Source organism: Pseudomonas sp. GX19020 (genome assembly GCF_023371075.1).
GTDB lineage: Bacteria > Pseudomonadota > Alphaproteobacteria > Rhodobacterales > Rhodobacteraceae > Pseudogemmobacter.
On the sequence record NZ_JAMCCR010000016.1, the window covers coordinates 53,583 to 80,416 of the forward strand.

A 26,834-nucleotide genomic window follows, 5' to 3' on the forward strand; every position below is an offset into this window, starting at 1 on the left:
GATGATATGACGCGCAGACCCTCAGGTGTGGCCGCGACCGACATAGCGATTGTCGGCATGGCCGCGCATTTGCCGGGTGCCGGTGATATCTCCTCCTTCTGGGCCAATCTGCGCGCAGGCGTGGAATCGATCCGGGTGCTGTCGCGCGACGAGCTGCTGGCCGCGGGCGAGAGCGCGTCAAAGATGGCGCGACCGAATTACGTTCCAGCCGCCGCCGTGCTGGACGGGTTCGAGACCTTCGACGCCGACTTCTTCGGCTTCTCGCCGAAAGAGGCCGCGATCCTTGATCCGCAGCACCGCCAGTTCCTCGAAGTCGCCTGGGAGGCGCTGGAAAATGCCGGCCATCCGCCAGAGAAATTCCCCGGCGCCATCGGGGTCTGGGCCGGCTGCGGCATGGGGTCGTATTTCTATTTCAACCTCTGTTCGAACCCGGATCTCGTCGAAGAGACCGGCATGTTCCTTTTGCGCCATACCGGCAATGACAAGGATTTCCTCGCCACCCGCGCGAGCCATATCCTTGATCTCAAAGGCCCTTCGGTGAATGTGCAGACCGCCTGTTCAACCTCGCTGGTGGCGATCCATTACGCATCGCAGGCGCTGTTGAACAGCGAATGCGATATGGCGCTGGCGGGCGGCGTCACCATCGAGCTGCCCCATGCGCGGGGATATCTCTTCCAGGAGGGCGAGATCCTGTCGCCCGATGGTCATTGCCATGCCTTTGACCACCGCGCGCAGGGGACGGTATTCGGGTCAGGCGCGGGCTGTGTGGTCTTGCGCCGTGCGGTCGACGCGATCCGTGACGGCGATCATATCTGGGCGATCCTGAAGGGTACCGCGATCAACAATGACGGCGCGGCCAAGGCGGGTTATCTTGCACCATCCGTCGACGGGCAATCGGCCTGCATTGCCGAGGCCCAGGCCCTGGCGGGCGTCACCGCCGATACCGTGACCTATATTGAATGCCATGGCACCGGGACATATCTCGGCGACCCGATCGAGGTCGCGGCGCTGACCGGGGCCTTCCGCGAGACCACGGATGCGGTCGGCCATTGCCGTATCGGCTCGGTCAAAACCAATATCGGCCATCTCGACACGGCCGCTGGTGTTGCGAGCCTGATCAAGGTTGCGCTTTCGCTGCATCACCGCGAATTGCCGCCGAGCCTTGGCTATGAGGCGCCGAACCCGTCGATTGATTTCGAGACCTCGCCGTTTCGGGTCAATGACCGGCTCACGCCCTGGCAGGCGCCGGTGCTGCGCGCGGGCGTCAACAGCCTGGGCGTCGGTGGTACCAATGCCCATGCCGTGCTGGAAGAGGCGCCCTTGCGCGCCGCTTCGCAAGACAGCGACTGGCCGTTCCAGCCGCTGGTGATCTCGGCGCGTTCAAAAGCGGCGCTTGAGGGCCAGGCGAGCCGGCTTGCTGCCCATCTGCGCGCGCATCCGGATCAGAAGCTGGCGGATGTGGCCTGGACGCTGAAAGAGGGCCGTCGCGCCTTTGAGAAACGCCGGGTGATCGTGGCGGAAAGCCACGCAGAGGCGGCAGGCCTGCTGGATGGCGCCAATCCGCGCCTTATCTTCAACCATGATCATCTGGGCGAGAACCCCGAAGTCATCTTCATGTTCCCCGGCGGCGGCGCGCAATTTGCCGGCATGGCGCGCGACCTTTACGAGACCGAGCCGGTTTTCAAAGACTGGATGGATCGCGGCCTTGCGGTGCTGGAGCCGCAGCTGGATTACGATATCCGCGCGCTCTGGCTGCCCGTAAAGGGGGCTGAAGCGGCGGCGGATCAGGCGCTGAAAAAGCCCTCGGTGCAGCTGCCGCTGATCATGATCACCGAATATGCGCTGGCGAAACTCTATGAAAGCTGGGGCATCACCCCCGCCGCGCTGATCGGCCATTCGATGGGCGAAAATACCGCCGCGGCCCTGGCCGGTGTGATGTCATTCGAGGATTGCATCGGGCTGGTCCTTTTGCGCGGGCGGCTTTTTGACACGGTGGCGCCGGGGGGGATGCTGTCTGTGCCGCTGCCCGAGGCAGATCTGGCGCGCTACTGGGCCGATGATCTCGATATGGCCTCGGTCAATGCGCCGGGGCTTTGTGTGGTCTCTGGGCCTGATGCGGCGCTGGATGCGCTGGCCGCAAGGCTCGCGGCAGATGAGATCGAGACGCAGCGGATTGCGATCAATATCGCCGCGCATAGCCGGATGCTCGCACCTATCCTGCCCGCCTTTGGCGATTACCTGCGTGGCATTCGTCTGTCTGCGCCGCAGATCCCGATCATCTCGAACCGTTCGGGCAAGGTGCTGACGGATGCCGAGGCGACGGACCCGGATTACTGGGTCGCACATCTTAGAAATACCGTGAATTTCCAGGCCGGGCTGGCGGAACTGACCGCGACCTCGGGCCGGGTCTATATGGAAATGGGGCCGGGACGCGCACTGTCCTCGCTTGCGGGCGCCAATGGGGTCGGACCGGGCCAGGTGGTGCCGGCCTTGCGGCACCCCGAACAGAAGATCGCCGATGATGCCTGGCTGGTCGGATCCATAGCGCGGCTCTGGGCCTGCGGCGTCGCGGTCGACTGGGGTCAGATCTGGGGCGGGCGTCTGCGCCAGCGCGTACCGCTGCCGGGCTATGCCTTTCAGCGTAAACCGTTTTTCATCGCGCCGGGCGAGGCGGCGCCGGTGGCGGCAGAGCTGCCCGCGCGGGTGGAAGACCTGACCGGCTGGGGCTGGAAACGGCATTGGACCCCTTCGCCTGCAGGCTTTGACATTGATGATCTGGGCGTGGCGGCACCGGCAAGCTGGCTGGTCTTTGCCGATGATGCAGGGCTTTGTCTGGCTGCGGCAGACCGGCTGCGCGCGGCGGGGCATCGGGTGATCCTGGTGCATCCGGGTGACAGTTTCCGCGCCCTCGGCGAGGATCGCTACAGCCTTGCGCCCGAACGCGGGCTGGAAGGGTATGAGGCGCTGATCCGCGATCTGGCGGGACGGGGCATCGCGCCCGCGCAGGTGCTGCATGGCTGGCTTGTCACGAAAGACGAAAGCTTCCGGCCCGGGTCAAGTTTCGCGCAAAGGCTGATCGAACAGGGGTTCTGGTCGGCTTTGTTCCTGTTGCAGGCCATGGCGGGAGAGAACCTTGCTCAGGGGGTGAAATTCACTTTCCTGACGAATGGCGCGGCGGCGGCGAAAGGCACTGTGCTGCGCTGGCCGGAAAAGGCGCTTTTGCGCGGGCCGGTGCTGGTGGCGGGCAAGGAATTGCCAGGCGTTGCGCTGGCGCAGTTGGACCTGGAGCTGCCGGTATTGCGGCGCGGCGAAAGCCTGCCCGACTCGCTGGTTGATGCGGTGATCGAAGAGGCGCTGGCGCCAGAGGGTGGTGTGGCGGTCTTGCGTGGCGCGCGGCGTTACACCGAGGCGCTGCGCCCGGCGCCCTTGCCCGAGGCGGGGTTCGAACTGCCATATGGCGCGCATGTGCTGATCACCGGCGGCTTCGGCGGGATCGGGCTGACGCTGGCAGAAGACCTGATCCGGGCGCGCGGTGCGAAAGTCACGCTGATCGCGCGTTCGCGCCTGCCGGAGGGGGCTGCTCGCGCAGCCTGGCTGCGGGCCCATGCGCCCGAGGATGCGGTGTCGCGGCGGATTATGGCGGTGGAGCGGCTCGAAGCGCTGGCGCGTGAAAGCGGCGGCGGGATTGCGCTGGCCCGGGCCGATGTGGCCAATCTGTTCGAGATGCAGGCGGTGGTTGAGGCTGCGATCGCGCGCATGGGGCCGGTAGATGCGGTGATCCATGCGGCGGGGATGGTGGCGGATGGGCCGATCCTCGGCAAGGATCCGGGCAGTGTGGAAGAGGTCTTCGCGCCGAAGCTGCATGGGACCGGGGTCATCGACCGGCTGTTCCCGGATGGGGCACTGAAGCTTCTGGTGCTGTTTTCCTCGACTTCGACGGTGACGGGGCCGGCGGGACAGGTCGATTATGTGGCGGTGAATGAATATCTGAATGCCTTTGCCGAGGCGCGGGCCGGGGGGGCTACGCGTGTTGTCGCGCTGAATTGGGGGATTTGGCAGGGCGTCGGCATGGCGGCCGAGAGTCTCGCGGACCGGATGGGGCGCGAGGCGGCGCCGCCGGTGCCGGTGCGCCAGCCGATGCTGACAGCAGCCGGGTTTGATGTTGCGGGCAACCGGGTCTTTACCGGCGATCTGTCCTGTCAGCAGTGGATCTTTGATGGCCACCGCACCCGCGAGGGTCAGGCTTTGCTGCCGGGGACCGGCTATCTGGAACTGGCGGCCGAGGCCTGGGCCCTGCAGGAAGGGGCCGTCGGGGTGCCGGGAACTGGCGCCGGGTTCGGGATCCGCGATCTGACCTTCTTTGCGGCGCTTGATCTCGCGGAAAGCGAAACGCGCCCTCTGCGGGTGAGGCTGAGCCGCAGCGAGGCAGGCTATGATTTCGAGGTGCAGACGCTGATGCGGGCGGGAGGCCGGGATGGCTGGGCCACCCATGCCACGGCGCGGTTGCTTGCTTTGACCGGAGAGCAGGCCGCGATCTCGCCGGGGATCGACCCCGGTGAGATCGCGGCGCGGCTTCGCGCGCCCGAGATGGGCCAGCCGCAGGAGGGGGAGGCAGATGGCTGGCTCTCCAGCCCGCAGGAGGCGCATCTGGCTTTTGGCCCGCGCTGGCGGGTCTTGCGTTCGCGCGCTTATGGTGCGGGGGAGGGGCTGGCGCGGCTGGCGCTGCCCGAGCGGTTCCGGCGCGAAGTGTTCGGCGGTGAGCCGGTTGCGGGTAATCCGGTTACCAGCGAGCCGGCAGGGGGCTGGCTTTTGCATCCGGCGCTGCTGGATCTGGCCACCGGCTGGGCGATGGATCTGATTGCAGGCTACCAGCCGGACCGGCTCTGGGTGCCGCTGTCCTACGGATCGGTGCGGGTCTTTGCGCCGCTGAGCGCTGACCTCGTCAGCCATATCCGCAATGCAGGCGAGAACCGTGCCGACCGGCCGACCGCCGTGTTTGACATCACGCTTGCCACACCGGAGGGCCGGGTGCTGGTCGAGATCACCGGCTTTACCATCCGCCGGCTGGATGCGGCTTTGTCCTTTCCGGCCCCTGATCCGCGCCTGCTGGAGGCGCCCGAGGGCGGCCCCGCTCGGGCGCTGTCACCGGCGGAAGAGCGGCTGATGATGGCGTTCCGCCAGGGCATCCGCCCGGAAGAGGGGGCCCGGGTCTTTGGTCGCGCACTGAATGCGGGGCTGTCGCAGATCCTTGTGTCTTCGCTGGATCTGCCGGCCCTGGTGCGCCAGACTGCGGCAGTCATTGAAGCGCGCAAATCGGGGCAGAGTTTTGAACGCCCCGATCTCGACACGGATTACATCGCGCCGCGGGATGATATCGAGCGCAGCCTGACTGGCTTCTGGCAGGATCTGCTCGGGGTTTCGCAGGTGGGGGTCGAGGATAATTTCTTCGACCTCGGCGGGCACAGCCTGATCGCGGTCCGGCTTTTCGCGATGGTGAAAAAGACCTGGGCGGTCGATTTCCCGATCTCGGTGCTTTTTGAGGCGCCGACAGTGGCGGCCTGTGCGGGCCTGATCCGCGAGGCGGCGGGGATCACCGGTGAGAGCCTGGTTGCACCCGGGGGCGCGGGTGCAGACCCGGTGCCGGTGGCAAAGGCCGTGAAACCGTCGCGCCGCTTTACCCATCTGGTGCCGATGACGCCCGGGGCAGGGAAATCCGGCGCATCGCAAGGGGCGAAGACGCCCTTCTTCCTCGTCTCGGGCATGTTCGGCAATGTGCTGAACCTGCGCCATCTGGCGCAGCTGGAAGGGCGGGACCGGCCGTTTTATGGCCTCCAGGCCCGCGGGCTTTACGGCGAGGATCGGCCGCATGATGATTTCACCGAAGCCGCGCGCGATTACATCGCCGAGATCCGCCAGGTGCAGCCTTCGGGCCCCTACCTGCTGGGCGGATTCTCGGGCGGCGGGCTGATCGCCTGGGAAATGGCGCGCCAGCTGGAGGCTGAGAGGGAAGAGGTGGCGCAGCTTGTGCTCCTGGATACGCCTTTGCCGATGCGACCCGGCCTCAGCCGCCGTGACAAGGCGCTGATCAAGCTGGCAGAGCTGCGGCGCAAAGGGCCGGGCTATCTGGCGGAATGGGCAAGAAACCGGCGCGACTGGGAGCGGCGCAAACGCGCCGGCGCCCCGGTCGGGGAAGAGGGCTTCCATAACAGCGCCATTGAAGCGGCGTTCCGCGCCGCGCTGCCGCGCTATCAGATGCGCCCGCGCCAAGGCGCGACGGTGCTGTTCCGGCCAGCCCTCGATCGTCACTGGCAGGTCACGGGCGGGAGATGGGTCTCGGCGGCGAAGGAATTTGTTTATGATGATAATGACCTGACCCGCTTCGCCCCGAAGCTGCGGGTGATCGAAGTGCCCGGTGATCATGATTCGATGGTGCTGGAGCCGAATGTGCGGGTGCTGGCGGCGGCGCTGAAGGCGCTGCTGGCCGAGGCTGAGGCGCAGGACGACACAGTGGCAACGGCGGCGGAATAGGCGATGGCAACGGTTCTCACCATCATTCTCAACTGGCGCTCGCCGGAGATGACGCTGCGCTCGGTCGAGGCCGCGCTGGTCGCGATGCGGGGGATCCCGGGCGCGATCACCATCGTCGATAACGATTCCGGTGACGGATCCTTCGAGATCATGCAGGCGGGGGTCACGGCGCGCGGCTGGGACCACGCGGAAACCCCGGTCCGGGTGTTGCAATCGGGGCGCAATGGCGGCTTTGGCGCCGGGAATAATGTTGGTATCCGGGCGGGCCTGCCGGATGGAATTGCGGATGGATTTGCGGGCGGGTCACGACCGGATTACGCCTATGTGCTGAATTCGGACGCCTTTCCGGCGCCGGATGCGATCCGGGTGCTGCTGGATCATCTGGAACGAACACCTGCAACGGGCTTTGCCGGCAGCTATATTCACGGCGAAGACGGCACGCCGCATCACACCGCCTTTCGCTATCCGACCGCGCTGAATGATTTCGAGCGTCATATCCGGCTGGGGGTGGTTTCGCGGGCGATGAAGGACAGCATGGTTGCGATGCCGCTGCCGGATCGGGTGACGCGGGTCGACTGGCTGGCGGGAGCCAGCCTGATGATGCGGATGGATGTGCTGGACCGGATCGGTCTCTTTGATGAGCGGTTTTTCCTCTATTACGAGGAAACCGATCTTTGCCTGCGCGCTGCCCGGGCCGGTTTCCCGACCGATTATGTGCCCGAAAGCCGGGTGGCGCATATCGGTTCGGTTTCGACCGGGATGGGGAAATGGCAGCGCATTCCCGGTTTCTGGCTGGATTCGCGGCTGCATTATTTCGCCAAGAACCATGGGCGCGCCTATGCGGCGGCGGCGACGGTTCTGGCAGCCCTTGGCGGCGTGATCTGGCGGGCGCGGCTTCTGGTGCAGCGCAAGCGCGACCGCATCGATCCGCCACATTACCTCCGCGATTTGATTCTACATGATATTCGTCGTGGCTTTGGCATGAGCCCGGAGCCCGTGACCGACCATTCCCGGAAAGAGACCTGAGATATGAGCCTGACCGCCATTCTGATCGGCAATGAGACGCTGACGCGCGAATGTGGCGCGCTCTGGCTGGCGCGCGGGCATCGGATCGTCGCGGTGGTCAGTGAGGCGGGGCAGGTCAGGGACTGGGCGCTGGGGGCGGGGCTGATGCTTTGCGATCCGGAAGATTTACCGCAGGCGGAGTGGATCCTGTCGGTTGCCAATCTGCGGCTGCTGGGGCCGGGGGTGCTGGGACGGGCGTCAGCGGGTGCGGTGAATTTCCATGACGGGCCTTTGCCCGAACATGGCGGGCTGAATGCGCCCGTCTGGGCGATCCTCGCGGGTGAGGCGCGGCATGGCGTGACCTGGCATATGATCGAGGGTGGCATCGATCAGGGTCGCATCTTTGCGGAGCGCCGCTTTGACCTCGACGCCGATGAAACGGCGCTGATGCTGAACACGCGCTGTTTCGAGGAAGGGCTCGACAGTTTCCCCGAGGTGATGGCGGCGCTGGAAAGCGGAGCGGAGCCGCGCGCGCAAGCGGCGGGGGGCGGCGTGATGCATCGCGGCGCGGATCGGCCGGCAGCGATGGGGCGGATCGATTTTGCGCGGCCTGCGACCGAGGTGATGCGTCTGGTCCGTGGCCTTGATCACGGGCGCTACTGGAATCCGCTGACAACGGCAAAAATCGACACCGGGTCCGAGGTGCTGAATGTAGGCGCGGCCGAACTGACGGCGGGCGGTGGCGTGCCGGGCGCGGTGCTGCATGCCGGGCCGGAGGGGCTGGTGGTGGCCTGCAGTGAGGGGGCGGTGCGGCTTGACCGGCTGAGCTGCCAGGTCTCGGGACGGGCGGTGGCGGCTGATGTGGTGAAAGCGGCCTCCCTGCCGCTCCTCGCTGCGACGGAGGCGGAGGTGCTGACGGCGGAGCTTGCAGCGGTTGCGCCGCAGGAGGCGCGGCTCCGGGCGGCGCTTCTGGCGCTGCATCCGGTGGCCCTGCCGGTGGTGTCGCCGATGGTGTTGCGGGCAGAACAAGGCGGCGCGGCTGAGTGGCACCGGATCCCGTTCGGGCGTCGGCACGGTCTGGGGGAACTTGCGCTGGCCGGCCTCCGCGCGACCGGAACCACCGCCGGCGATTTCGCGAGGGCGGCTAAGGGCCGCGCCGGATATATCGCGGCCTGGGAGCCTTTGCGCGCGGGTGGCGGGGCCGCCGGTGAGACGGTGACGGCGGCGCTGGCCTCGGTCGAGGCGGCTCTGGCGCGACCGGCGACCGGCTGGCCGCTGGATCTGATGGCGCGGGATGCGGCGCTCATGGGCGTGGCGGTGCCACCGGTCGCATTGTCTGAGGCAGAGCCGGTTCCGGGGGCGGGGCTGGTGCTGACGCCGGAGGCCGTGCTCTGGAATGCGGCGCGGCTGGATGAGGCGGCGGCACAGGCGCTGGCTTTGCGGATCGACTGGCTGGCGGGTGAGGTTACGCGGGTGGTTGCCGCAGCCGCAGATCTGCGTCTTGCGGATCTGCCGGCGCTGACGCCTGCGGAATATGACCTTGTGATCAGGGACTTCAACCAGACGGCGGTAGACCATGACCGCGCGATCCTGGTTCATACTGCCTTTGAGGCGCAGGTGGCGCGGACACCCGATGCACCGGCGCTGGCCTTTGAGGGCGAGGAGTTCAGCTATGCCGCGCTGAATGCGCGGGCCAATCGGGCGGCGCATGTGTTGCGCGAGATGGGGGTCGGGCCCGGCGTGCTGGTCGGGCTGTCTGCCCGGCGCAGCGTCGACCTGGTGGCCGGCGCGCTTGCGATCCTGAAGGCGGGTGGCGCCTATGTGCCGATGGATCCGGCATATCCGGCCGAGCGCCTGGCTCTGTTCGCGGAAGACAGCGGCGCCCCGGTGATCGTGACGCAATCGGATCTGGCGGCAGGTCTGCCCGCGGGGGTGGAGAAGCTGGTGCTGGACCAGGACCCGCGCCTTGCCCTGGCCCCCGAAACCAATCCGGAGAGCGGCGCGCGGCCCGAAGATGTCGCCTATATGATCTATACCTCGGGTTCGACGGGGCGGCCCAAAGGGGTGCAGGTCGAACACAGGAATGTTGCGAATTTCTTCACCGGCATGGATCAGCGGATCGGGCCTGAGCCTGGGGTCTGGCTCGCTGTGACCTCGCTGTCTTTCGACATCTCGGTGCTCGAGCTGTTCTGGACACTCGCGCGCGGGTTCAAAGTGGTGATTTCCTCGGATGAGAACCGGGCGCTTGTGTCGGGCGCGCCGATCACCTCGGCAAGGGCGATGGATTTCTCGCTGTATTACTGGGGCAATGATGACGGGCCGGGGCCGAAGAAATACCAGCTTTTGCTGGATGGTGCGCGTTTTGCCGATCAGCATGGGTTCTGCGCGGTCTGGACGCCGGAGCGGCATTTCCACGCCTTTGGCGGCCCCTATCCGAACCCGAGCGTGACCGGCGCGGCGGTGGCGGCGGTGACCTCGAATATCGGGGTCAGGGCGGGGTCGGTGGTGGCGCCGCTGCATCATCCCGCCCGGATCGCCGAGGAATGGGCGGTGATCGACAATCTGACCGCAGGGCGGGCGGGGCTGGCCTTTGCCTCGGGCTGGCACCCCGATGATTTCGTGCTGCGCCCGGAAAATGCGCCGCCGAAAAACAAGGCGGCGATGTTCCAGGCGATCAGGGATGTGCGGGCGCTGTGGCGCGGCGAAGGGGTGGATTTCCCCAAAGCGGATGGCACGACTTTTACGGTAAAGACCCAGCCGCGCCCGGTGTCAGCAGAGCTGCCGGTCTGGGTGACGACCGCCGGCAACCCGGAAACCTGGGCCGAGGCGGGCCGCGCCGGGGCCAATGTGCTGACCCATCTTCTGGGCCAGTCGATTTCCGAAGTTGCAGAAAAGATTACCCTTTACCATGGCGCGCTGCGCGAGGCCGGCCATGATCCGGCCGATTTCACCGTCACGCTGATGCTGCATTCCTATATCGCGGCCACGCGGGAGGAGGCGCGGGCTGTCGCCGAAGCGCCGATGAAAGCCTATCTCGCCTCGGCGGCGGCGCTGGTGAAGCAATATGCCTGGGCCTTCCCGGCCTTCAAGAAACCTGCGGGCGCGGCCAATCCGATGGATATTGACCTCGCGGCTTTGTCGGCAGAGGAGAATGAGGCGATCCTCGATTTCGCCTTCCAGCGCTATTTCGACGAGTCAGGCCTGTTCGGCACGGTCGGGGATGCGCTGGACCGGGTGGAGGCGCTGAAGGCAATCGGCGTGGGCGAGGTGGCCTGCCTTGTCGATTACGGCATCGCGCCGGAGGTGGTGCTGGAGGGGCTGAAGCCTTTGGCAGAGGTTGTGCGGCTGGCCAGTCAGGGCGGGCCGGCGCCGGATGATTTCTCGATCGCGGCGCAGATCCACCGTCATGGGGTTACGCATCTGCAATGCACGCCTTCAATGGCGCGGATGATCCTGATGGATGATGAGAGCCGCCGCGCGCTTGCGGGTGTCCGGACGATGATGGTTGGCGGTGAGGCCTTGCCGGGCGCGCTGGCGGCCGAGCTGAAAGCGGCCGGGGTGGGGCGGCTTCTGAACATGTATGGCCCGACGGAAACGACGATCTGGTCTTCGGTCGGGGAGGTTCTTGCGCCGGAGCCGGTGGTGAATATCGGAACGCCGCTTGCGAACCAGCAGCTTTATGTGCTGGACGGCGCGCGCAGGCCCGTTCCGCCAGGCGTCGAGGGTGAGCTCTGGATCGGCGGCGAGGGTGTGACCCGGGGCTATTGGCAGCGACCTGACCTGACGGCGGAGCGCTTTGTCGAAAACCCGTTTCATCCCGGACCAGGGGCGGCGGGGCGGATGTATCAGACCGGAGACCTCGTCCGGCTGCGCCCCGATGGGCGGGTCGATTATATCGGACGGGCAGACGCCCAGGTGAAGCTGCGCGGCTACCGGATCGAGCTGGGGGAAATCGAGGCGGTGCTTGAGGCGCAGCCGGGGGTGACCCAGGCGGTGGTGATGGTGCGGGAAGATCAGCCGGGTGATCTGCGGCTGGTGGCCTATATCAGCGGCGCTGCGGGTGAGGCGGAACTGCGCGTGGCGCTGGCGCGGGAGCTGCCGGACCATATGAGGCCTGTGCATTATGTTGCGGTGGAACGCTTCCCGCTGACACCGAACCGCAAGGTTGACCGTAAGGCGCTGCCGGCACCGATCCGCTTCTCGCCCGAGACCGGGCCAGCAGCGCCGGAGGCCCTGGCGCCTGTGGCGGCGTCTGCTGTCGCGCCGTCGCAGCCTGGCGTCGGGCGGGGCGGGGTGGGGCCCGTGACTGGCCCGGCGACTGGCCCCGCAAATGGCGCCACAAATGGACTGGCGCTCGGCACTGAGATCGCGAAGATCTGGGCGCGGGTGCTGGGGGTGGCGCGGGTCGGGCCGAAGGACAATTTCTTCGCGCTTGGCGGCCATTCGCTGCTGGCGGTTCAGACCCATCGCGAGATTCGCGAGCGCCTGCCGCAGGTGAAGGTCTCGATCACCGATATCTTCCGCTTCCCGGTGCTCGACGCTTTGGTTGCGCATATCTCGGGCGGTGCACCGGCTGCGGTTGTGCCGGTGCGGGCGGCGGTTTTTGCGCCCGCTTCTGCCCCGGCTTCGCCTGTGGCTCCGGTTCAGGCCTCGCCTGCTCCCGTGGCGGTTGCGACCGGGCTTGACGAGGCCATGGCGCGGCGGAGGGCGATGCGTCTGGCGCGGCGGGGCATGGATGCCTGACGCGGGCGAGACCCTGGCGGCGCGGGCGGCGGAATTGCTGCCGGCGGGATGCTTTACCGCCTCTGCCGATCCGCGGCGCACCTGGCCGCTATGGCAGGGTGAGGAGGGTCAGGGCATGGTGCCACGGCGCCTGGCCGAGTTTTCCGCCGGGCGTCAGGCGGCACGGCTTGCGATGGGTGCGGCAGGGCTGCAGCCGGTCGCGGTTCCAAAGGCGCCGGACCGGGCGCCGGTCTGGCCTTTTGGCCTTGCGGGTTCCATCAGCCATTCTGATCTGGCCTGTATCGCGGCGGTCTCGACCGGTCTTGCGGGTCTCGGTCTGGATCTGGAACCGCTGCGCCCCCTTGACCCCGCAGTTGCGGCGCTGGTGACGGGGCCTGAGGACCGGGTCGTTGCAGACGGGGATCCGGGGCTGCTGGTGTTCTGTGCAAAAGAGGCGGCTTACAAGGCGCAATATCCGCTGACGCGCCGGCTTTTCGGGCCGGAGATGCTGGCGGTGACGATCACGGGCGAGGTGTTCCGGGCGCGATTTCTCGGGGCTGTTACGCCCTTTGAGCGCTGTGCAGAGATCGAAGGGCGCATCACCCTATGCGCCGGGCATGTGCTGGCGGTGGCCTGGATTGCAACTCGGGCCACCGCCTGAACGCGGTCAGGCGGGATCGGGGCGGCGGATCTTTTCAGAGGCCTTGATCACCAGCGGGCGCAGGCCCTCGCCACCGGCATCGATCAGCTGAAAGAACTGACGGCGCATCCGGGGTTCCCAGAAGTCATTGATATGGCTGGAAAGACCCTCGATGCCTTCGGCCTCGGGCTTGCTCTCCATGAACATGGCGATCTGGTTGGCCATGCGCGTGATTTTCGGGTTGATGCCGTCAGTTTGCATGGGATTGCTCCGTCACGATGCGGTCAGAATGGGTGAAAAGCTCGAACCGCTCCGGGCGGGCGAGCGCGATTACAGTGATGCCGAGATGGTCGGCCAGTGCTACGGCGTCAGCGGTCGGGGCCGAGACCGCGATCAGCATCCCGGCGCCGATGGCCGCGACCTTCTGCACCATATCGGTCGAGACGCGGCTGGTCAGGACCACCGCGCCTTCGGGATGATCGTGGCGGATCAGATGACCCGCGAGTTTGTCGAGCGCATTATGCCTTCCGACATCTTCGCGCGCCGCGAAAAGCCCGCCCGGCACCCAGTAAGCGGCGCAATGGGCGGCGCGGGTGATATCATGGAGCGGCTGATGCGCGGGCAGGGCTGCAATGGCCTCGCGCACCTGAGCGGGTGTCATGCGGAAGGGGGTGGGCGGCACGGGGGGCAGGTCGCGCAGCGCCTCGTTGATGCTGTCGATACCGCACAACCCGCAGCCGACAGGGCCTGCCATGGTGCGGCGGCGTTTGGCCAGCCGCGCCTCGGCCTCGGGGACCAGCCAGGACTGCACATCGATGCCGCGCTCACCTTCGACCACGGTGATCTCTTCGACCTCATGTGGGCGGGCTATGCCTTCGGTCAGCGCGAAACCATAAGCGAAATCAACCAGATCATCGGGGGTCGCCATCATCACGGCCTGTGTCGTGCCATTGAACGACAAGGCCACCGCAAATTCCTGCGGCAGGGTGCGATTGCCCTGCTCGATGGTATCCCCACCTTCCCGCGCCCCGAAGAAGAGGCGCGGAACCGGTTTCGCTCCGATGGTCATTTCCGCTCCGCCCTTACTCTGCGGCAGGCAGGATCCGACGCGACAGGGTAGCCTGAGCGTTATACTCTTCCTGCCAGTCCGATGGCCCGTTCGAGGGGCTGACCTGCACCGCCGTCACCTTATATTCAGGGCAGTTTGTCGCCCAGTCCGAGAAATCGGTGGTGATGACGTTAGCCTGAGTGTCGGGATGGTGGAAGGTGGTATAGACCACGCCCGGCGAGACTTTGTCGGTGATGTCGGCCCTGAGCGAGGTCACACCGGCGCGCGATGCAAGCCGCACCCAGTCCCCATTGCGGATGCCCCGGTTTTCGGCGTCATGCGGGTGGATTTCCAGCATATCCTCGGGGTGCCAGGCGGTGTTGTCGGTGCGCCGCGTCTGCGCGCCGACGTTGTACTGGCTGAGGATGCGGCCGGTGGTCAGCAGGAGCGGGAATTTCGGCCCGGTCTTTTCATCGGTCGCGACATATTCGGTGCGGATGAACTTGCCCTTGCCGCGCACGAAGCCGTCGACATGGACCAGCGGCGTGCCTTCCGGCGCCTTGTCGTTCACCGGCCACTGCACCGAGCCCATGGTCTCGATCTTCTCATAGCTCACACCGGCGAAAGACGGCGTGGTCATGGCGATCTCTTCCATGATCTGGGCGGGGTGGGTGTAGCCCCATTTCGCCCGGCCCTGGTCTTCCAGCATGCGGTTCGCGAACATCTGGGTGATTTCCCAGTCGGCATAGCCCTGTTTCGGGGCCATCACCTTGCGGACCATATTGATGCGGCGTTCGGCATTGGTGAAGGTGCCGTCTTTTTCCAGGAAGGACGAGCCCGGGAAGAAGACATGCGCGTAATTCGCGGTCTCGTTCAGGAAGAGGTCATGGACGACGACACATTCCATCGCAGCAAGGCCCGAGGCGACGTGATGGGTGTCGGGGTCGGATTGCAGGATGTCTTCGCCCTGGCAATAAAGACCCTTAAAGGTGCCCTCGACCGCCGCGTCCAGCATGTTCGGGATCCGCAGACCGGGTTCCGGGTCGATTTTCACATCCCAGAGCGTCTCATAGATCGCGCGGACTTCCGGGTTCTTGACGTGGCGATAGCCGGGCAGTTCATGCGGGAACGAGCCCATATCGCAGGAGCCCTGGACGTTGTTCTGACCGCGCAGCGGGTTCACGCCAACGCCGGGGCGACCGATATTGCCGGTCAGCATCGCGAGGTTTGCGATCCCGATCACGGTGGTCGACCCCTGGCTGTGCTCGGTCACGCCGAGGCCATAATAGATCGCCGCATTGCCGCCGGTGGCGTAAAGGCGGGCCGCGCCGCGCACCTCTGCCGCCGGAACGCCGGTCAGCATCTCGATCGCTTCGGGGCTGTGACGCGGGTCGGCGACGAATTCCATATAGTCCTGGAATTCATCCCAGTCGCAGCGGGTGCGGATGAACTCTTCGTTGTAAAGACCCTCGGTCACGATCACATGCGCCAGCGCGGTGACCACAGCCACATTGGTGCCGGGCTTCAGCGCGAGGTGATGTTTCGCGCGGTAATGCGGGCCTTCGACCGATTCCGTGCGACGCGGGTCGACGACGATCAGCTTGGCCCCCTTGCGCAGGCGCTTTTTCATCCGGCTGGCAAAGACCGGGTGGCCGGAATGCGGGTTGGCGCCGATTACGAGGATCACGTCAGCCGCTTCGACCGAGTCGAAATCCTGGGTTCCGGCCGAGGTGCCGAAGGTCTGGCCAAGCCCATAGCCGGTCGGCGAATGGCAGACGCGGGCACAGGTATCGGTATTGTTGTTCTGGAAGACGGCGCGGGTCAGTTTCTGAACGAGATAGGTTTCCTCATTCGTGCAGCGCGAAGAGGTGATCACGCCGACCGACTGACGGCCATATTTTTCCTGGATCGCCTTCATCCGCGACGCGGCGAAATCCATCGCTTCGGTCCAGGAGACTTCCTGCCAGGGATCGTTGATGCTGTCGCGGATCATCGGGCTGAGGATGCGGTCCTTGTGGCTGGCATAGCCATAAGCAAAGCGGCCCTTGACGCAGGAATGGCCACGGTTCGCCTTGCCATGCTTATAAGGCACCATGCGCACCAGCTCGTCGCCGCGCATCTCGGCCTTGAACTGGCAGCCGACGCCGCAATAGGCGCAGGTGGTGACGACGGATTTGTCCGGCGTGCCGATGTCGAGCACCGATTTCTCGATCAGGGTCGCGGTGGGGCAGGCCTGAACGCAAGCGCCGCAGGAGACGCAGTCCGAGGCGAGGAAGCTGTCATCCTTGACGCCGGCATGGACGCGGCTCTCAAAGCCACGGCCCTCAATGGTCAGCGCGAAAGTGCCCTGGACTTCCTCGCAGGCACGAACGCAGCGGTTGCAAACGATGCATTTAGAGGGGTCGTATGAGAAATAGGGGTTCGAGTCATCCTTCGGCAGCCAGTCGATATTGGCCTCGCCCGAAGTGTTTTTCGCCAGGAAGTGATTGGCTTCCGCCTCATAGCGCACATCGCGCAGGCCCACGGCACCGGCCATATCCTGCAGCTCGCAATCGCCATTGGCGCCGCAGGTCAGACAGTCCAGCGGGTGGTCGGAGATATAGAGCTCCATCACGCCTTTGCGCAGCTGCTTCAGCTTGCCGGTCTGGGTCTTGACCTTGATCCCGGGCGCGACGGGCGTGGTGCAGGAGGCCGGAGTGCCATTGCGACCCTCGATCTCGACCAGACAAAGCCGGCAGGAGCCGAAGGCGTCGATGGAATCCGTGGCGCAAAGCTTCGGCACCGTGATGCCAAGCTCGGCGGCGGCGCGCATGATCGAAGTGCCTTCGGGCACGGTGACCTCAAAGCCGTCGATCTCCAGCGTCACTTGCGTCTTCGACTTTGACGCGGGCGTGCCCATGTCGCGGTCGGAGAACATCGGGGCGGGGATGATGAAATCTTTCATCTCATATGTCCTTCTGGCTCAGCGCATGAGCAACAAGCGCATTGGCGTGGCCGTGGCCAAGACCGTGGTTTTCTTTCAGCCACCCGACAATCTTCATATGGGGCTGGCCGGTTTGTGTCGCAATGAGGTCCAGCCAATGTTGTATTGGCTGGCCATATTTCGCCTCGATCGAGGGAAAGTAAGAGGTGGGCCCCTTAACCTGTCCGCTGATCGGGGCGTTGGTCATTCGGCGGCCTCGCGGGCGGCGCCCGTGAAATCATCCGGGAAATGCGTCAGCGCCGACATCACCGGGTAGGGGGTAAAGCCGCCAAGCGCGCAGAGCGAGCCGGATTTCATCGTCTCGCACAGATCCGTCAGCAGCGGGATCGCCGCTGCGTCTCCGCGCGCGATGCGGTCAAGCGTCTCGACGCCGCGCACCGCACCGATCCGGCAGGGCGTGCATTTGCCGCAGCTTTCAATCGCGCAGAATTCCATCGCGAAACGCGCCATCGCCATCATATCGGCGGTGTCATCGGCAACCGTCAGACCGGCATGGCCGATCAGTGCATTCTGGCCGGCATATTCCTCATAGCCGAAAGGCGTGTCGAACTGGCTGACCGGGATCCAGGCGCCCAGCGGGCCGCCAACCTGCACCGCCTTGACCGGGCGACCGGACGCCGTGCCGCCGCCGATCTCATTGACGATCCTGTCGAGCGTCAGACCAAAGGCGATTTCAAAAAGGCCGCCATGTTTCACATTGCCCGCGATCTGCAGCGGGATCGTGCCTTTCGAGCGGCCGATGCCGAAGCTTGCATAATGCTCGGCGCCTTCCGCCAGGATTACCGGCACCGAGGCGAGCGAAATGACGTTGTTCACCACCGTCGGGCGGCCCATGAACCCCTGCAGGGCCGGCAGCGGCGGCTTGGCGCGCACCGTGCCGCGCTTGCCCTCAAGGCTGTTCAGCAGGGCGGTCTCTTCGCCGCAGACATAGGCGCCGGCGCCGACGCGCAGTTCCAGCTCGAACACCTTGCCCGAGCCGAGCACGTTCTGCCCCAGGAGCCCCTCGACGCGGCCCACCGCGATGGCAGCCGCCATCACCTCATTCGCGTCCGGATATTCCGAGCGGGAATAGATAAAGCCCTTGGTGGCGCCGACCGCGATCCCGGCAATGATCATGCCTTCGATCAGGGTGAAGGGGTCGCCTTCCATGATCATGCGGTCGGCGAAGGTGCCGGAGTCGCCTTCGTCGGCATTGGTGACGATGTATTTCTTCTCGCCCAGTTCCGGCTTTATGGGCGCATCATGTACGGTTTTCCATTTGATGCCGGTGGGGAAGCCCGCGCCGCCCCGACCGCGCAGGCCGGAATTCAGCACTTCCTGAACAACTTCGGCGCCGGTCATTGCCAGCGCCCGGGTCAGGCCTTTGAGGCCGCCATGGGCCCGATATTCATCCAGCGAAACGGGATCGATGATGCCGCAGCGCGCGAAAGTCAGACGGGTCTGCGCCTTGAGCCAGGGCAGGTCTTCGGTCAGGCCAAGCGCCAGCGCGCCACCGTCGAAAATCTGCGCCACGTCTTCCGGCGTCATCGGGCCAAAGGCCACGCGGCCTTCAGGCGTTTCCACCTCGACCAGGGGTTCCAGCCAGACCATGCCGCGTGATCCGTTGCGGGTGATCGTCACCTCAACACCACGGCGCGCCGCCTCGGCCTTAACGGCCGATACAACCTCTTCAGCTCCAAGCGCTTTTGCGCTTGCGTCGCGGGGGATCCAGATCCTCATCAGCGCATACCCTTCACGATAGCGTCAAGTTTCGCCTCGGTCAGGCGGCCAACCACTTTGCCGTCGACCAGCGCCGACGGGCCGCAGGCGCAAAGGCCAAGGCAGAAGATCGGCTCCAGCGTGATCTTTCCGTCGGGTGTCGTCTCATGCCAGTCGAGGCCCAGTGTCTCTTTCGCATGGGCCGCCACACGGTCCGCACCCATGGTCTGGCAGCTTTCGGCACGACACAGCTTCAGCACATGGCTTCCGGCGGGTTTGGCCCTGAAATCATGATAAAATGTCATCACGCCATAGGCTTCGGCCTTAGAGATATTCTGGTGCCGCGCGATCTGCGGCAGCACCTCCTCCGGCACGTAACCAAAGCTTTCCTGCACCGAATGCAGAATGGGCAAAAGCGCGCCCTCGGTGCCCGAATGGGCGGCGAGGATCTCTTCTACACGGGCGGCGATGTCTACAGAATCAAGCATATGCGGGCCTTTCGCTGGCCCGTTGATTTGTAAACCTTATGATAGGTCAATCAATTCATATTGCCCGTTGTGCGATAGGATTTTCCTATCAAATCTCGAGAGATTTGGTTGGTTTTGCCTTTCGGATCTCAGCGCCGTGCGCGGTACTTCTGCGCCTCGTCAATCAGCGCTGCGATGACGGGCGTTTGTGGATCGCGCCGCGCACAGATCAGGCCGACCATATGTTCGACTTCGGGTTCGACCAGCGGCACGGTGACGATCTGGCCGCCGCCGGCAAAGATATCGGCCAGGCGTTTCGAGACGATGGAGCACCAGTTGCCCGTCAGCACATGGCTCACCAGCACGATCGAGGAATTGCTTTCGACGCCTGGCGTGCGCAGCCCCCCGGCCGCCGCGAGATTCTGGTCGACAATGCGGCGGTTCTGCATGTCCTGGGTCAGCAGGCAAAGCGGCTGCGTCGCGGCCTCGGACCAGGAGATGCGGTCGCGCCCCGCCATGTCCGACCCCGGCGTGCAGATGAACCTGTAGAATTCCGGATAAAGCGGCGCCTGGGTCACGCGCCCCAGCGGCTCATTGTCGAGATAGGTGATGCCGGCATCCAGATCGAGGCTCTCGATACCGGTCAGGATCTCGGTCGATGTTCTCGACAGCACCGAAAGGGTGACATTGGGGTGACGGGTAAGGAAAGGGCGGGTCAGTTCTGCCACCATCGGCAGTGCCGTCGGGATCACCCCGATCCGCAGATGCCCCGAAAGGCCCGAGCGCGCCACGCGCATTTCATCGCGCAACGCACGCACATCGCCGACGATCTGCACCGCGCGTTCCAGCACGCGTTTGCCTTCGGGCGTCAGCCCCTGAAAGCGCGAACCGCGATGCACAAGCTGCACCCCGAGCGTCTCTTCCAGCTGGCGGATCGCAGAAGACAGCGAGGGCTGGGTGACGCCGCAAGCCTCGGCCGCGCGCCCGAAATGCCGTTCTTTCGCCAATGCGATGAACATCTGCAGCTTGTCGATCATTCCGGTTTCCGGCCACTATTATTATTTGCTAATTTTTCATGCGGTTACGGCAATGGGATCTGCCTGCAGACCTGCATATGCCCTGTCACACGCAACTATATACAGAACCCTGAACATCGCCAAAACGCAAGGCCGCGCCAATGGCCCTGCCGCCCGCCCTGCCGGAAGCACCAGGCATGGCCAGGCGCCTCATTATTTTCAGTGAGCCGCGGGCGGCCGCCATTGCCCCGGCTGTGTCATCCGGTCTCTCAGCCCGGAAGCCCGTACAGGTGGGGTATTCCGACCTGTCGCAGACGAGCGAAAGCTGGCTTGTCTTAATTGTTTTCTGCTTCCGCAACCGGGCCCGGACGCGTAGCATTCGCGCGACGGCCCCGGCGTCGGGGGCAGAGTGATCCGGTTGTTTGATGGAGGGCAGATTGTCGAATTTTGAAGCTCAGATCCTTGAGAGTGAAAAACAGGTCCGGGTGGCCCAGGACAAGATCACCGCGATCACATCGGTGATTGAAAGCGCACGGATCAAGGCCGATCAGGGCATCGAGATTGATGTGGAAAATGCCACGCTGGAAGATGTGCACAAACATACCGATGTGATGAACGCCAATATCGCCGAGCTGATCATGGGGCTTGACGATGTGACCGCCGCTTTCTCGAAAGATTTCGACGAAATGCGGACCAAGACCGGCTGGGAAAGCTTTGTTGGCATCTTTTCCTCGGGAAAATCGGAAAGCCTGCGCCAGGAGCGGCTGCGCTCGGCCACCATCGACGACAAGCTGCAGGATCTGATCTCGAAATCGGACGTGATCGTAAAGCTGCTGCAGGGTCAGCTGGAGCTTCTGAACGGGCAGAAGGCGAAGGTCGAGACCAATCTTGCCGCGACCCTGACCGATCGCGAAACCACTGTTGCTGAACTTGAAGCGGTGCGCCGTGAAGTGGCCGCGATGGATCCGGGGCTGATCGAGCTGGAAAACCGGATCGCGGTCGAGATGGATGCAGCGGCGCGGACCCGGCTTGAGACCGAGCTCGCCGGGCTGAATGCGAAACACAATGCGCTGATCCAGGATGAACAGGTCAAGCTTGCCCGCAGCCAGACGCTGGAGCGCTATATCGAAAAGGGCAAGACCTGGGTCGACAGCCTGACCAACCAGGCCGCGACCCAGCTGGTGCTGATCAACAAGCTGCAGACTGATACCCGCCAGCGCGTGGTGCTTTATGACGCGCTGACTTCGTCCCTGAAAACCGCGCAGCAGCAGGATGTCGCGCACCGCATCAATGAGATCGGGGTCAAGACCGATCAGGAAGCCCAGGCGGCCATGGCGGCCATCGGCTCGGCCACCAATGCGAAAATGGCCGATATGCTTGAGGCGCATGAGGGCAATATGGTCTTCGCCCGCAAGATCCTTGAGGAAAAAGCCAAGGCGGATGAACGCTTCGCCCGTCGCTTTGCTGCGATTGTCGAGAAGCACGACAAAAGCAGCTACGGCGGATGAGGGGGATCCGGCTGCCTGGCCGGGTCTTCCCGGCAGGACTGGCATTGATCGCGCTTGGGATCGTTATGATCGGGCTGGGCGCGGTTCTCGACCATTACGACATGACCCGGGCCGAATGGTATATCGGCGAAAGCGGCCTTTTTGTGCTGGGGGCCGGCAGTGTCCTCGCGCTTGTTGCGGTGCTGGTTGTGCTGATGGGCGGCGGCGATGTTTCGGGGCCTGCGCCGGGAGGGCCAGCCGGGGGAGAGGATGGAGGCGCGAATGGCTGATAACAGCGTCAGGGAAGCGCTGGTCAGCGATCACGCCGAAATCTACGATACCGCCCAGGCACGGCGCTATTTCGCAAAATTCGGCAGGATCGGCGGCTATCTGGCCAGGATCGCGGCGGAATTCGAGAAAGAAGGCCGCTTCAGCCGGGTCGAGACACGGATACTGGCCGCCTATCTGAACGGGGTGATCGGCACGTTCAGCGCGCTCAGCCATAAATACCTGATGTCAGGCCTTGCCGAAGGTGCGCCGCGCCTGACCATCGACCGCCATGAAAGCGGGTTTCCGGTGGTGCAGGAACTCATGATGATGGCCGTCGATGCCCAACAGGCCGAACGTCATCTCTCGGGCATGGCCTCGGCTGCAGAGCTGCGCGACCGCATGATCCGCACCATCCTGGGCGAGCGCAAAGTGCCGGTACAGCTCCAGTTCGCGCTGAGCCAGCGGCTTTACTATGAGGCGGTGCGGGCGGGCGGATTGTTTCACGCGAGGAATGATCCGGAAGCGCAATGGCTGGGGCAAAACGGCGACCGCCGCCGCTATCTGATCCATTGGGCGGTCTGGGATTCCGGGCTGAACCTGCCGGTGGTCTATCTGCTGGAGATGGAGGATACCGGCCGCCGCCCGCTGCCCGAAGACGCCTGGCGCTGGCCCGGGATCCAGCAAAAGCTGCTGGCGCAGAGCGTGGGCGGGCTGAAGCTGGTGACCATGGCCACCGGCTTTGACAAGGATTTCGAGGACGCCTGTCCAAAACGCCTGCGCCGCATCACGCTGGGGCCGATGTATTCCTCGGGCTTCACACTGCAATCGGGCCCGATCTCGCATGTGCTGGAAGATGCGCGCGCCTTGGAAGGCGAGGATTGGGCGCTGGTCTGGACGCTGGAAGATCTGATCTCGGATCGTGAGGAGCTGGTGAAAGATGGCTGGTTCTCGACGCGGCCCGGGCAGATCTGGCGTCTCGCGCCGGTGATCGGGGCCGATACGGGGACGACGGTGACAGAACGGATGATCGTGCTGCCGGAGCGCCCCTATCAGGTGCTGGTCGAACAGGACCCGCCGGGCCTGCGGGGAATCCGGAAATTCGTGGTGGGCGCCGGGGGCAGGCTGATCCCGGGCTAGGGGGCGCTGCCCCCGCCCGCGCCTGCGGCGCGGACTCCCCCGGGATATTGAGAGACAGATGAAAGACGCTTTTTCATCTGTCCTTAAATATCCCCGCCGGAGGCATGAGCGGTTGAAGCCGGGGGTTCCGGCAGGAAGGTAAGAGATGGTTGCGCGCGATACGATGGAACTGAAAGAAGAGGCGATCCGGGGCCAATATGAGGCGGCGCTCGGGCTTGTTTCCGGGTTCGATCATGCGCCGAGGCTGGCAAAGCCACAGGAGGCGGCGCCGGCATCTGAGCGCTCGCCGGGAGTGGGCGCGCGGCCGCGATTTCGCTCGACAGTGCCGGGGATGGCGGCCCGTCCGGCGGTGCGGCCGGGGGGCGTGCGGATCCTCGATCGGATCGAGGCGCTTTCTGACGGGCTGCTCTCTCCGGGCCAGGCGGCAGCGCTGAATATGCTCCGGCGGTCTCTGGCGATTGCTTTGGCTATGGGCGAGACCTATGCGGCGCAATCGGGGCTGGCGGAGCTGAAGCGTGCCAATCTCGAAGGCCGTCTTTCCGAGGCGCGGCGCGCGGAATTTGGTGAATTGCTTCAGGCCGAGGCGCTTGCGGTGCTTTATACATTCGCCAATGCGACAGCGTTTCTGATCGCGCCGCATCTCGGCAGCCAGACCGTCGAAATCGGCGAGGTCGAAGAGGTGCTGACCGACAATGCGCCGCTCGCGCTGCAGGGGGCGCTGTGGGAGCTGGATCAGGACATTGCTGTCCTGGCCACAGATGATCTTCGACTTGTCGCGGTGATTTCGGCTTTTGCAGAAGCTCTGATGCAGAAAGTGGCGCTCCGGGCCGAGACGGCGCCGCGCCTTGCCGCCTTTTCCGGCGGGTCCTGGAAGGTCGAAGCTGATGGGTTGCTGATTGCCGGGTTCCGTCCCGCGCGGGCGGCAAAGGGCGGTCAGACCACCATGGCGTTTAAAAAGCCACATGAGGTGGTTGGCAATCACATCGCGAAATATCAGAGCCTCCGTCTGGCAAAGATGCTGATGGCCTATGATTTTGAGCGCCGGTTGAATCCCTTTGCGGAACTGGGCGGGTTTATTTTCACCTTCATGGGAGATGGCAAGCCCGGCACCGGGAAGACCACGCTGATCCAGATGATGGCAGGGCTTTTGAATGATTACTGCCAGATTGCGGGATATCCGTTCCGCTATCAGAATTTCTCGATTGATCAGATAGACTCCTATCAGGGGAAATCAGGTCAGAACGCGAAATCCTTTGTCGAAACCATTCTTGATCCTTCGGCAATTGGATTTGGCACGATTGACGATATAGATCAGGTCGCGGGGAAACGCGGTGACCGGCAGTCAAGCGCCGGTCAGCAGGAGGTGACCGCTGTTTTCATGGGTGCCTTTGCCGGATCCGGAACAGTGGTGCGTGGGAATTGCACTTTTGGCATGTTCTCGAACTATCCGGAGAATGTCGATGACGCGCTGCGGCAAAGGGCCGGGGCGCGGTTTCTGGTTGATGGGCCGCAAACACGCGAAGATTATATCGATATTCTGTCGCTGCTTCTGGGGAAGAACCATTCCATTCCTTTGGGAGAGCATGATCTTTTTGCGGCTCAGGAAATCAAAAAGGCAGTGCAGGCCAGTTTTGCTGGCCATTCCCGCCCATATGAGGTGGGTCTGGTGAAGGTATGGGAAGATGTCGGCGCAAAGCTTGGGCCACTTGATACGATTGCGAAAATCGGCGCCTATCTGAAGGCGATCCAGATGGCGGATGAGCGGTTCACCGGGCGCGCCATCAAAAACATCACTGATGCTGTCAAGGTCCGTGCAATGGATTTCGAATTGCCGGATGAATGGATGGAGGAGCCGGATCGCTTCCTCTTCAGGTCATATGATGAAAAGATGCAGATGATACGGGAGCTTATGACCCCGATCACGGTTGATATGGTGGTGCAGGAAATCAACCGCTATGCCGACAGCGAATTCCGCTATGCCGATAATTCGGATGAAGTCGCGGTGCAGAACATGATGCGCGACTTCGCGCGCCAGGAAGAGGCGAAGCGGCGTTATCTTGAGAGCAAGAGCTGATGGAGGGACAGGCCTATTCAGGTGAATTCGAAAGCATGGTGATCTGGGCGATCATCGCTTTGATCTGGCTGGCTTTGACCTTTATGGTCTTGCGGGCTTTGCCGGGGATGCGAGGCGGGATGCGGGTCGGGGGATATGTTCTCGGTGTATTTATGACGGCAACGGCAACGGCAGCGGCCCCGGCCTGGTTTTTTGTCATGCTGATGCTGTTTGCGATGGGCAGCTCCGGGCCGGAAGGTCCGGTGGGGATCGGTGGACCAGCCATCGTTTCCGGAATTGTTCTTGGCATTATCTCCGGCCTCGTCATCTGCACGGTTGCGAACAAAAGGCGCCCGGCTGAGGGGCGCCAATCATGAAGCGTCTCATCGAAAAAGGGCTGATGTATGGAAACCTGATCGAGGTTTCCTCGCCCCAGCTTGTGGCCCGCTATAACCGTGCGCTGAAGGCATTGATCGGGCGCGAAACAAGCCTGACAGAATTCCATATCGACCTGTCGGGTTTCTCGCCCGAGATCGGGGATGAATTCAATGATCCGTGGTATCTCAACCCGAATGGGGCAAACCGACAATTCATCCTGCTGACTACAGCGCAGAAATCTGCGCCTTTGCTGAATATCCGCTTCTCGACCTCGCGCGGCATTCTTGTGCAATTCATCGAGGCCAATGAGGCTCAGCTTTTTGCCCTTACCGCTCGCGATGTCGTGGCGGGTGAATTGCAGGGATCGGTCTTTTCGGTCGAAAAGCCCGAACAATTGTTCCGGATGCGCCGCGTTACGGTCGAGGCCGATACGATCGGCGGTCATGTCGCCGATGCTGAAAAACTCACGACCCTGATCGAGCGGTTTCGGGCCGAGCCCGATGGCTGGCGCGACGAGGCGCTGATCGCAGAGATGATCGCGCTGGCCGCGCGCACCGGCGATGTGACGCGGGTGCCGATCAATTTGCCGGCGATGACCTTTGAGCAGCCCGATTTCTGGTCGGCCCTGTTTGGCGGCATCTATATCTTTCAGGGGCTGAAGTTTCCCGCCGCCATCACCCGCCGTCCGATGATGGAGTTCGGCACCCTGCCCATCGCGCAGGTGATGGATTTCAGCCATCGCAACCACATTGCCGACTGGCTGGAACGCAATCAGCTGGTCGAACCTGTAGTGCAGTCGCGCAGTGGTGGACCGGGCGGCGCCGGGGCAGGGGCGATCCTCCGGCAGAAGATGGATTTCATCCTGATCAGCATTGCCGATCAGCTGGGGCTTGAGGTCGGAACGGCGCGGCGGACCGAATTGCGCAAGCTGGCTTATCGTCTGGGCGAGGCGCTGCCCGAGGAATTCCTCGGTCTTGCCGCCATGCTGTCCTGGGTGGAAGCGGCCGGACCCTGGCCCCGCATTTCCAGCGAACATCCGGCCTATTTCTACACGATCCGCGCCCGACCCGGCCCGGATCGCGATCTGGTCAATATGCTTCTCTCAGAGCTTTCCGTGCTGGATATCCGCCAGCTCTTCATCACCCATAAAGAGCGGTTTTATGAGGAATATCGCGGCTGGTCCGAGGTAAAGCGGCAATATGTGGTCGATTTTCTCGAACGTGAATATATGGTCGACAAGGAGGGCGCGCGTGAGACATTGTTCGGACCAGAGCCGAAAATGGACGAGCTTGCGCGACCCGAGATGAGAACCGGGATGGGATCAGGGACGCCGAGCGGTACAGGTACCGGATTGCAGGGGAGCCGCAGACCCGCGGGACCATGGGGCAGAGCCCTCTCCTGA

At 64.0% G+C, this 26,834-nt stretch carries 17 protein-coding genes; 10 read left to right on the plus strand and 7 right to left on the minus strand.

The genetic code is table 11. The features are described from left to right. Positions 1 to 6 precede the first annotated feature (6 nt). The 4 genes from M3484_RS19405 to M3484_RS19430 are packed head-to-tail and all read left to right on the plus strand — an operon-like array spanning position 7 to position 12,916. The gene (locus M3484_RS19405; protein WP_249498830.1) at positions 7 to 6,528 is read left to right on the plus strand and encodes a type I polyketide synthase; all 6,522 of its coding nucleotides are present in this window, start codon (positions 7 to 9) and stop codon (positions 6,526 to 6,528) included. A gap of 3 nt (positions 6,529 to 6,531) precedes the next feature. Then, positions 6,532 to 7,554 (plus strand): glycosyltransferase family 2 protein, encoded by a 1,023-nt coding sequence (locus M3484_RS19410; RefSeq protein WP_249498831.1) that lies wholly within the window; start codon positions 6,532 to 6,534, stop codon positions 7,552 to 7,554. Positions 7,555 to 7,557: 3 nt separating this feature from the next. Further along, positions 7,558 to 12,276 carry a MupA/Atu3671 family FMN-dependent luciferase-like monooxygenase gene (locus tag M3484_RS19425; RefSeq protein ID WP_283258512.1) on the plus strand — a complete coding sequence of 1,573 codons (4,719 nt, stop codon included), beginning with the start codon at positions 7,558 to 7,560 and terminating at the stop codon, positions 12,274 to 12,276. Further along, positions 12,269 to 12,916: a 4'-phosphopantetheinyl transferase family protein gene (locus M3484_RS19430; RefSeq protein ID WP_249498832.1), complete on the plus strand. Its 648-nt coding sequence runs from the start codon at positions 12,269 to 12,271 to the stop codon at positions 12,914 to 12,916. The genes M3484_RS19425 and M3484_RS19430 overlap by 8 nt, the downstream gene beginning before the upstream one ends. 6 nt (positions 12,917 to 12,922) lie before the next feature. Here M3484_RS19430 and M3484_RS19435 read toward each other — a convergent pair whose 3' ends face one another. From M3484_RS19435 to M3484_RS19465, 7 genes are all read right to left on the minus strand, one after another. Continuing rightward, positions 12,923 to 13,156 (minus strand): formate dehydrogenase subunit delta, encoded by a 234-nt coding sequence (locus M3484_RS19435; protein WP_249498833.1) that lies wholly within the window; start codon positions 13,154 to 13,156, stop codon positions 12,923 to 12,925. After that, entirely contained in the window at positions 13,146 to 13,964 is an 819-nt protein-coding gene (gene fdhD / locus M3484_RS19440) for a formate dehydrogenase accessory sulfurtransferase FdhD (RefSeq protein WP_249498834.1), read from the minus strand. Before fdhD ends, M3484_RS19435 begins: the two co-directional genes overlap by 11 nt. A gap of 13 nt (positions 13,965 to 13,977) precedes the next feature. Then, a complete protein-coding gene (fdhF, locus tag M3484_RS19445) occupies positions 13,978 to 16,887 on the minus strand; it encodes a formate dehydrogenase subunit alpha (RefSeq protein ID WP_092896069.1) in 2,910 nt (969 codons plus the stop codon). A 1-nt stretch (position 16,888) separates the two neighbouring features. Next, complete coding sequence (locus tag M3484_RS19450) at positions 16,889 to 17,113, minus strand: DUF4287 domain-containing protein (protein ID WP_249498835.1); 225 nt, start codon at positions 17,111 to 17,113, stop codon at positions 16,889 to 16,891. Then, positions 17,110 to 18,648, minus strand: coding sequence for a formate dehydrogenase beta subunit (locus tag M3484_RS19455; RefSeq protein WP_249498878.1), 1,539 nt, complete (start codon positions 18,646 to 18,648; stop codon positions 17,110 to 17,112). Before M3484_RS19455 ends, M3484_RS19450 begins: the two co-directional genes overlap by 4 nt. Next, positions 18,645 to 19,112, minus strand: coding sequence for a formate dehydrogenase subunit gamma (locus M3484_RS19460; protein ID WP_249498836.1), 468 nt, complete (start codon positions 19,110 to 19,112; stop codon positions 18,645 to 18,647). The genes M3484_RS19455 and M3484_RS19460 overlap by 4 nt, the downstream gene beginning before the upstream one ends. 128 nt (positions 19,113 to 19,240) lie before the next feature. Continuing rightward, on the minus strand, positions 19,241 to 20,128 hold the full coding sequence (locus M3484_RS19465; RefSeq protein ID WP_092896077.1) for a LysR family transcriptional regulator: 888 nt from the start codon (positions 20,126 to 20,128) through the stop codon (positions 19,241 to 19,243). A gap of 416 nt (positions 20,129 to 20,544) precedes the next feature. Between M3484_RS19465 and M3484_RS19470 the strand changes: the two genes are divergently transcribed. The 6 genes from M3484_RS19470 (at position 20,545) to M3484_RS19495 (ending at position 26,834) form a co-directional block, all read left to right on the plus strand. Beyond that, positions 20,545 to 21,615, plus strand: a complete 1,071-nt coding sequence (locus tag M3484_RS19470; RefSeq protein WP_171909459.1) for a hypothetical protein — start codon at positions 20,545 to 20,547, stop codon at positions 21,613 to 21,615. Further along, positions 21,612 to 21,884 carry a hypothetical protein gene (locus M3484_RS19475; protein WP_249498837.1) on the plus strand — a complete coding sequence of 91 codons (273 nt, stop codon included), beginning with the start codon at positions 21,612 to 21,614 and terminating at the stop codon, positions 21,882 to 21,884. Before M3484_RS19470 ends, M3484_RS19475 begins: the two co-directional genes overlap by 4 nt. Then, positions 21,877 to 23,001, plus strand: coding sequence for a hypothetical protein (locus M3484_RS19480; protein ID WP_249498838.1), 1,125 nt, complete (start codon positions 21,877 to 21,879; stop codon positions 22,999 to 23,001). The genes M3484_RS19475 and M3484_RS19480 overlap by 8 nt, the downstream gene beginning before the upstream one ends. Before the next feature lie 145 nt (positions 23,002 to 23,146). Continuing rightward, complete coding sequence (locus M3484_RS19485) at positions 23,147 to 25,075, plus strand: AAA family ATPase (RefSeq protein ID WP_249498839.1); 1,929 nt, start codon at positions 23,147 to 23,149, stop codon at positions 25,073 to 25,075. Further along, the gene (locus M3484_RS19490; protein ID WP_249498840.1) at positions 25,075 to 25,431 is read left to right on the plus strand and encodes a hypothetical protein; all 357 of its coding nucleotides are present in this window, start codon (positions 25,075 to 25,077) and stop codon (positions 25,429 to 25,431) included. Before M3484_RS19485 ends, M3484_RS19490 begins: the two co-directional genes overlap by 1 nt. Further along, positions 25,428 to 26,834 (plus strand): DUF6638 family protein, encoded by a 1,407-nt coding sequence (locus tag M3484_RS19495; protein WP_249498841.1) that lies wholly within the window; start codon positions 25,428 to 25,430, stop codon positions 26,832 to 26,834. Before M3484_RS19490 ends, M3484_RS19495 begins: the two co-directional genes overlap by 4 nt.

Bases quoted from the DNA above. Each gene is read 5' to 3' on its own strand.
- M3484_RS19465 (WP_092896077.1), bottom strand. From the start codon at position 20,128: ATGATCGACAAGCTGCAGATGTTCATCGCATTGGCGAAAGAACGGCAT.
- M3484_RS19490 (WP_249498840.1), top strand. From the start codon at position 25,075: ATGGAGGGACAGGCCTATTCAGGTGAATTCGAAAGCATGGTGATCTGG.
- fdhD (WP_249498834.1), bottom strand. From the start codon at position 13,964: ATGACCATCGGAGCGAAACCGGTTCCGCGCCTCTTCTTCGGGGCGCGG.
- M3484_RS19475 (WP_249498837.1), top strand. From the start codon at position 21,612: ATGAGGGGGATCCGGCTGCCTGGCCGGGTCTTCCCGGCAGGACTGGCA.
- fdhF (WP_092896069.1), bottom strand. From the start codon at position 16,887: ATGAAAGATTTCATCATCCCCGCCCCGATGTTCTCCGACCGCGACATG.
- M3484_RS19460 (WP_249498836.1), bottom strand. From the start codon at position 19,112: ATGCTTGATTCTGTAGACATCGCCGCCCGTGTAGAAGAGATCCTCGCC.
- M3484_RS19405 (WP_249498830.1), top strand. From the start codon at position 7: ATGACGCGCAGACCCTCAGGTGTGGCCGCGACCGACATAGCGATTGTC.
- M3484_RS19485 (WP_249498839.1), top strand. From the start codon at position 23,147: ATGGTTGCGCGCGATACGATGGAACTGAAAGAAGAGGCGATCCGGGGC.
- M3484_RS19480 (WP_249498838.1), top strand. From the start codon at position 21,877: ATGGCTGATAACAGCGTCAGGGAAGCGCTGGTCAGCGATCACGCCGAA.
- M3484_RS19410 (WP_249498831.1), top strand. From the start codon at position 6,532: ATGGCAACGGTTCTCACCATCATTCTCAACTGGCGCTCGCCGGAGATG.
- M3484_RS19430 (WP_249498832.1), top strand. From the start codon at position 12,269: ATGCCTGACGCGGGCGAGACCCTGGCGGCGCGGGCGGCGGAATTGCTG.
- M3484_RS19450 (WP_249498835.1), bottom strand. From the start codon at position 17,113: ATGACCAACGCCCCGATCAGCGGACAGGTTAAGGGGCCCACCTCTTAC.
- M3484_RS19435 (WP_249498833.1), bottom strand. From the start codon at position 13,156: ATGCAAACTGACGGCATCAACCCGAAAATCACGCGCATGGCCAACCAG.
- M3484_RS19425 (WP_283258512.1), top strand. From the start codon at position 7,558: ATGAGCCTGACCGCCATTCTGATCGGCAATGAGACGCTGACGCGCGAA.
- M3484_RS19495 (WP_249498841.1), top strand. From the start codon at position 25,428: ATGAAGCGTCTCATCGAAAAAGGGCTGATGTATGGAAACCTGATCGAG.